The 6,000-nt window shown below is 67.6% G+C and carries 8 protein-coding genes and 1 pseudogene; 6 read left to right on the top strand and 3 right to left on the bottom strand.

All coding sequences use genetic code 11. From position 1 onward, the window contains the following. A pseudogene (locus AC1DXX_RS17435) lies at nt 1-480 on the top strand (peptidoglycan-binding protein); the annotation flags it as partial. A 79-nt stretch (nt 481-559) separates the two neighbouring features. Here AC1DXX_RS17435 and AC1DXX_RS17430 read toward each other — a convergent pair. Further along, a complete protein-coding gene (locus tag AC1DXX_RS17430) occupies nt 560-1,984 on the bottom strand; it encodes an FAD-binding oxidoreductase (protein WP_478135462.1) in 1,425 nt (474 codons plus the stop codon). An 81-nt stretch (nt 1,985-2,065) separates the two neighbouring features. Here AC1DXX_RS17430 and AC1DXX_RS17425 point away from each other — a divergent pair, with 81 nt between their 5' ends. The 4 genes from AC1DXX_RS17425 (at nt 2,066) to AC1DXX_RS17410 (ending at nt 4,430) form a co-directional block, all read left to right on the top strand. Continuing rightward, entirely contained in the window at nt 2,066-2,566 is a 501-nt protein-coding gene (locus AC1DXX_RS17425; RefSeq protein WP_478135461.1) for a DinB family protein, read from the top strand. A 17-nt stretch (nt 2,567-2,583) separates the two neighbouring features. Further along, complete coding sequence (locus AC1DXX_RS17420; protein WP_478135460.1) at nt 2,584-3,192, top strand: cob(I)yrinic acid a,c-diamide adenosyltransferase; 609 nt, start codon at nt 2,584-2,586, stop codon at nt 3,190-3,192. Further along, entirely contained in the window at nt 3,189-3,539 is a 351-nt protein-coding gene (locus tag AC1DXX_RS17415; RefSeq protein WP_478135459.1) for a hypothetical protein, read from the top strand. Before AC1DXX_RS17420 ends, AC1DXX_RS17415 begins: the two co-directional genes overlap by 4 nt. A gap of 372 nt (nt 3,540-3,911) precedes the next feature. Beyond that, on the top strand, nt 3,912-4,430 hold the full coding sequence (locus AC1DXX_RS17410) for a class IV adenylate cyclase (RefSeq protein ID WP_478135458.1): 519 nt from the start codon (nt 3,912-3,914) through the stop codon (nt 4,428-4,430). Here the strand turns inward: AC1DXX_RS17410 and AC1DXX_RS17405 are convergent. Beyond that, on the bottom strand, nt 4,403-4,774 hold the full coding sequence (locus AC1DXX_RS17405; RefSeq protein ID WP_478135457.1) for a MerR family transcriptional regulator: 372 nt from the start codon (nt 4,772-4,774) through the stop codon (nt 4,403-4,405). The two genes, AC1DXX_RS17410 and AC1DXX_RS17405, sit on opposite strands and share 28 nt — an antisense overlap. A gap of 84 nt (nt 4,775-4,858) precedes the next feature. Between AC1DXX_RS17405 and AC1DXX_RS17400 the strand changes: the two genes are divergently transcribed. Next, nucleotides 4,859-5,326, top strand: a complete 468-nt coding sequence (locus tag AC1DXX_RS17400; RefSeq protein ID WP_478135456.1) for a hypothetical protein — start codon at nt 4,859-4,861, stop codon at nt 5,324-5,326. On the opposite strand, the gene AC1DXX_RS17395 is transcribed toward AC1DXX_RS17400, so the two are convergent. Then, complete coding sequence (locus tag AC1DXX_RS17395; RefSeq protein WP_478135455.1) at nt 5,304-5,942, bottom strand: GDSL-type esterase/lipase family protein; 639 nt, start codon at nt 5,940-5,942, stop codon at nt 5,304-5,306. The genes AC1DXX_RS17400 and AC1DXX_RS17395 overlap by 23 nt on opposite strands. Nucleotides 5,943-6,000 lie beyond the last annotated feature (58 nt).

The raw sequence follows: 6,000 nt of genomic DNA, 5'->3' as shown, positions 1-6,000 counted from the left end.
TCCGACTACGGCCTGTCGCCCGAGATCGTGTTCAGCAACAGCGACGCCGGCGGCATCGGCGGTGCGCTCGGCGGCCTGGTGGGCGGCGGCCGTGGCCGCGCGCTGGCCGCTGTCGGCGGCAGCATGCAGACCAAGGAAGCCAGCGCGCTGCTGACGCTCATCGACAACCGTTCGGGCGTGCAGGTCGCGGCCGCGGAAGGCAGCGCCTCCAAGACCGACTTCGGCGCCTTCGGTGCGCTCGCCGGCCGGAGTGCCGCCGGCGGCCTCGGCGGCTACACCAACACGGCGCAGGGCAAGGTGATTGCCGCGGCCTTCATGGACGCCTTCAACCAGATGGTTCGTTCGCTGCGCAACTACAAGGCGCAGACCGTTCGCGGCCAGGGCCTCGGTGGTGGCGGTCGACTCGGTGTGGATGGTGGTGCTGCACCATCGCAAACCTACGTGCCGCCAGAGCAGGCACCGGCGCGTCGTCGCAAGTAAAAGCTGTTGGCCTTCAGGCCACAAAAAAGCCCGGGGCTCTTGCGAGCCGCCGGGCTTTTTCAATGCACGCTTGAACGGATCAGAGGCTGAAGATCTTCCCGGGATTCATGATGTTCTTCGGGTCCAGCGCCCGCTTGATCGTGCGCATCATGTCGATGGCACCCACGCCTGCCTCGTTCACCAGGAAGTCCATCTTGTGCAGCCCCACGCCATGCTCGCCGGTGCAGGTGCCTTCGAGCGCCAGCGCACGGCTCACGAGCGCATGGTTCAGTGCCTCGGCCTTCACGCGCTCTTCCGGAATGTTCGGGTCGAGCAGATAGCCGAAGTGGAAATTGCCGTCGCCCACATGGCCGACGAGGAAGTAGGGGATGCCGCTCGCGTCGGCCTCGGCCACCGAGTCGAGCAGGCAATCGGCCAGGCGCGAGATCGGCACGCAGGTGTCGGTCGAGATCACCCGGCAGCCGGGGCGCGACTGCACGGCCGCGAAATAGGCGTTGTGCCGCGCGGTCCACAGGCGCGTGCGTTCTTCCGGCGTACTGGCCCACTCGAAGGCATTGCCGCCGTGGCCGCTTGCGAGCTCCTGCACCGTCTCGGCCTGTTCCTTCACGCCGGCCGGCGAGCCGTGGAATTCCATCAGCAGCATCGGCTCTTCGCGCAGGCCCAGCTTGGCGTAGGCATTCACCATGCGCACCGTGTTCACGTCGATCAGCTCCACGCGCGCGATCGGCACGCCGAGCTGGATGGTCTCGATGGTGGTGCGCACGGCTGCTTCGATGCTCGGGAACGAGCAGATCGCCGCCGACACCGCCTCGGGCAGCGGGTAGATGCGCAGCGTGACCTCGGTGACCACGCCCAGCGTGCCCTCGCTGCCCACCATGAGGCGCGTGAGGTCATAGCCAGCGGAAGATTTCTTCGCACGCGTGCCGGTGCGGATCACTTCGCCGGCAGCCGTGACCACTTCGAGCGCCAGCACGTTCTCGCGCATCGTGCCGTAGCGCACCGCGTTCGTACCGCTCGCACGCGTGGCCGTCATGCCGCCGATGGAGGCGTCCGCACCTGGATCGATGGGGAAGAACAGGCCCGTGCTCTTGATCTCGTCGTTGAGCTGCTTGCGCGTGACGCCCGGCTGCACCGTCACCGTGAGGTCGTCGGCGTTGACCGAGAGCACCTTGTTCATGCGCGACACGTCGATGCTGATGCCGCCCTGCACCGCGAGCAGGTGGCCTTCGAGCGAGGAGCCGACGCCGAAGGCAATGACCGGCACGCTGTGCTCGCTCGCCAGCTTCACTGCATCGGCCACGTCCTGCGTGCTTTCGGCAAACACCACGGCCGAGGGCGGCGGCGCATCGAACGACGACTCGTCGCGCCCGTGCTGCGTGCGCACCGCCATCGCCGTGGAACAGTTGGCGCCGAAGCGCGCCTTCAGTCCGTCGATCAGGCTGGCAGGCACGTCGCGCAGATGAAGCGCCGGCATCAGGTGCGAGGTTTGGGTCGGGGCGTTCATCGGGCGTCTCCTGGGGTAATGGGGGCAGGGTGTTGCGGTCATTTTACGGAGCGAGCACCATAATGCGCTTCGGTAAAAAACATGAACCCCACGACCCTCAGCGCACTCGCGGCGTTTCCGTCGCAACTCGAGGCCCACTATGCGGCCATTCCCGACGTGTTCCGGCATTGGGCGCCGCCCTCATGGGAGGGCGTGCCCAGCGAGGCCTTCACGGCCATCGAGCAGCTTTGCCATGTGCGCGACATCGAGATCGAGGGCTACCACGTGCGCTTTCGCCGCACGCTGGCAGAGAGCCATCCGACGCTGGCATCCATCGACAGCGAGCCGCTCGCCATCGAGCGCGCCTACGGCACGGCCGACGCAGCGAAGGTGCTGGCCGACTTTCGCCTCGCACGTGTGCAGACCATGGAAATCGTCTCGAACCTGAGCGATGCGCAACTGGCGCGCACGGCCGTGTTCGACGGCTACGGCCCGCTCACGATGCGCAGCCTGATTCACTACCTCTGCAGCCATGACCAGCAGCATCTTGCAGGCCTGCAGTGGCTGGCGGGCAAGATCGACGCATCGACCGTCGCGCAGTAGATAGAACAGGAGCGCCCATGGGCAACCGACTTTCCCAGATCGCCACCCGCACCGGCGACGACGGCACCACCGGCCTCGGCGACAACACCCGCGTGCCCAAGGACCATCTGCGCGTGCACGCGATGGGCGACGTGGACGAACTCAACTCGCAGATCGGCGTGCTGCTCTGCGAGCCCGTGCCCGAGGCCGTGCGCGAACTGCTGGTCGATGTGCAGCACCAGCTCTTCAACCTCGGCGGCGAACTCTCGATGCCGGGCTTCACGCTGCTCAAGGCCGATGCGCTGCTGCAGCTCGACAACGCATTGGCCGAGCACAACGCCGCCTTGCCGCGGCTCGCCGAATTCATCCTGCCGGCCGGCACCCGTGCGGCCTCGCTCGCGCATGTGTGCCGCACGGTGGCACGACGGGCCGAGCGCGCGGTGGTGGCGCTCGGTGCGACGGCGGAACTCAACGACGCACTGCGCCAATACCTCAACCGGCTCAGCGACCTGCTCTTCGTGCTCGCACGCGTGCTCAACCGCATGGACGGCGGCGACGACGTGTACTGGAAGAGCGAACGCATGGCGCGTGTCGCGGCCGCCGATGCGGCCGCTGAACCGAACGACGAACAARGAAGCCCATCATGAAGACGCTCACCCATACCCTTGCCTTTGCCGCCGCGTTCCTGCTGCTGCCTGCTGCCGCCGTGCATGCGCAAAGCGCCGACAACCCGCCCAGGGCAGAGCGCGCCCATACGCTCAAGCCGCCGCCACGCGACAGCAAGGTGGTGAGCGGCGTGCAGCGCGGCACCAACGCGGCCGGCCGCGGCATCGACCGCGCCGAAGGCGCGACGCGGCGCGGGGTCAACAACGTGTCGGCCCGCGCCAGCCGGCCAGTGCGCAACGTTGGCGAGGCCTTCGGCCGCAAGCTCGCGCCCGGCTCCAGCGGCCGCGCGGCGCCGCCGCCTGTGGGTCCGCAAGGCAACGCACCCTGACCTGGGAACATCGCGGAATCGGTTTCGACGCGATGCGTTGTGCGTTGGGGGCCTTGTTCAGGGCGCGCTCACGCCGACGGGGTACCTTGCTCCGCGAATGTCCCCCGGCGCGGCCTAAGGCCGCATGCCTCCTCCTTTATTTCGCTGCGCAAGGCACCCCATCGGCGTGATCGCTCAGCGCAGCGGTTGATCGGCCAGCACGAGAGCAGCGCCCATCGTGCGCAGGGCACCGGGTGCTCCCCGCAGCGAAATAAAGGAGGAGCGAAGCGGGGGACATTCGCGGAGGGGAGTACCCGGTGTCCTGTGCACGCACCCCGAAACGTACCCAGTGCATAAGCACCCCGCAACACAACGCGAGACACACCCACCGAGATGGCAAGAAACATAGAGATCAAGGCCCGCATCGACAGCGTGGAACGCGTGGCTCTCATCGCCGCGAAGCTCGCCGACTCGGGCCCTGTCGAAATCGCGCAGGACGACACCTTCTTCCACTGCGAGAACAGCGCCGACCGCCTCAAGCTGCGTACCTTCACGCCCGACCGTGCCGAGCTGATCTTCTACCGCCGCGCCAACAGCAGCGGCCCGAAGGAATCGTTCTACCTGATCTCGCCCACCACCACGCCCGACACGCTGCGCGAATCGCTCACGCTTGCCTGGGGCCAGTCCGGCCGCGTGCGGAAGCACCGCCGGCTGTTCCTCGTGGGCCGCACGCGCGTGCACCTCGACCGCGTTGAAGGGCTGGGTGAATTCCTCGAGCTCGAAGTGGTGCTGGAAGAGGGCGAATCCGCCGAGGCCGGCGTGGCTGAGGCGCATGCGCTCATGGCGCAGCTCGGCATCGGCGCCGACCAGCTGGTGCAGGGCGCCTACGTCGATCTGCTGCGGGGCGCCTGAGCCATCGGACAGTTGGCGGGCGCGCGCTCGAGCAGCTCCTGCCGCAGCGCATTCAACTCGGCGATCTTCCGGTCGATGACGGCGACCTTGTCCGCCAGCAGGGCCGCGACAGCCTGGTCGGGGTTGGGTGAATCCCACAGCGCCGGCAGGTTGTCGCCGATCTCGTGGAGGCTGAAGCCGAGCTTCTGCGCGGTGCGGATGTAGCCCACCATCTGCACGGTTTCCTTCGCATAGACCCGGTAGCCGTTGCTGCCGCGCGTGGCGCGGATCAACCCGCGCTCTTCGTAGAAGCGCAGGGTGTCGCGGCTCAAGCCCGTTGCCGAGGCCAGCTTGCCGATCTGCATGCTCTTTTCCTTCAGATGTCGCTTGACCCTGGAGCGTACCCGAGGCTTTAGCTTCGACGGCTTCTCCATTTCCCGGGCTCGAGAATGATCGACTTCAACACCTACCGCCGCATCGTTCGCGCGAGCGCCTGGTACGACCTCGTGGTGACCATCGGCTTTGCCACGCCGTGGACCTTCGCCGCGGTCCATGCGGTCCTGCTGTGGACCATCCAGGGGCTGCAGCTCCCGGGCTCCTTTCCGGCCTTCGATCCCGTTCACATGCTGATGGCCAATCTGCTCGGCTCCGTGGTCACGGTCTGGGCTGTCCTGCGCATTCGCGATCCGCGGGTGCAGTACGGCCGCTATGACGCCGTCGCGCGCATTCTGTTCGCAGCCTGGCAGATCCACGCCGTGATGCACGGCGCCAACGTGATCATCCTGGGCTTCACCGCCATGGAGCTTCTGTTCGGTTTGCTCGAATGCCTGCCGGTGCGCACAGCGGCAACGGCGAAGCCCGAAACGGAAGCGCGAGCCGGCCGGCGGGCCCCGCTCAGCGCCAGCCCGCAGCCTTGAACTGGTCCGAGAGCAGCTGCGCGACCTTCGCGTAGCCCTGCGCATTGGCATGGATGCGGTCCGAGCGCAGCGACGCATCCGACAGCACGCTCGAATACACATTGGCGACGAGCAGCGCCTGCCCCGATTTCGCGACCTCTTCGTAGAACGGTGCATCGCTCAGTGAGCCGACGACCGCGCGCATGGCGTCGGGCGCTGGCGTGGCCAGCAGCGCGACGTAGGGCGTGTGTGCGCGCGCCTGGCTCACAAGGGCCGCGAGGTTGTCGCGGGTGGCAGAGGGTGACACGCCGCGCAGCATGTCATTGCCGCCGATGCCGATCAGGATCGCGTCGTAGCTGCCCGCGCCCAGCAGCGACGGCAGGCGCTGCAGCGCACCGGCCGAGGTGTCGCCATTGACGCCTGCGTTGTCGATCTGCCAGCCGGTGAGTTCGCCCAGTTTCGCGGGCCAGGAGGCATCGGGCGGCGCGCCGTAGCCGAAGGTGAGGCTGTCGCCCAGCGCCAGCACGCGGGCATCGGATTTCAGCGCGGCGGCGGAGGGCTTTCGCTTGCCGCAGGCCGTCAGTGCGGCCGCGGCCGGCACGCTGCACATCAATTGGAGGAGGTGTCGTCGCTTCATGGAGCGCGCAGCTTAAACGCGGGCGGCGCGCCCGCCGGCATTGACCCCTCGCTTGCTC

It is taken from the genome of Variovorax sp. P4_B10, from assembly GCF_056402375.1.
This window is presented reverse-complemented; position numbering and strand designations above follow the sequence as displayed.

Coding starts and splice junctions, on each gene's coding strand:
- AC1DXX_RS17430 (WP_478135462.1), bottom strand. CDS start 1,984: ATGAACGCCCCGACCCAAACCTCGCACCTGATGCCGGCGCTTCATCTG.
- AC1DXX_RS17425 (WP_478135461.1), top strand. CDS start 2,066: ATGAACCCCACGACCCTCAGCGCACTCGCGGCGTTTCCGTCGCAACTC.
- AC1DXX_RS17415 (WP_478135459.1), top strand. CDS start 3,189: ATGAAGACGCTCACCCATACCCTTGCCTTTGCCGCCGCGTTCCTGCTG.
- AC1DXX_RS17410 (WP_478135458.1), top strand. CDS start 3,912: ATGGCAAGAAACATAGAGATCAAGGCCCGCATCGACAGCGTGGAACGC.
- AC1DXX_RS17405 (WP_478135457.1), bottom strand. CDS start 4,774: ATGCAGATCGGCAAGCTGGCCTCGGCAACGGGCTTGAGCCGCGACACC.
- AC1DXX_RS17400 (WP_478135456.1), top strand. CDS start 4,859: ATGATCGACTTCAACACCTACCGCCGCATCGTTCGCGCGAGCGCCTGG.
- AC1DXX_RS17395 (WP_478135455.1), bottom strand. CDS start 5,942: ATGAAGCGACGACACCTCCTCCAATTGATGTGCAGCGTGCCGGCCGCG.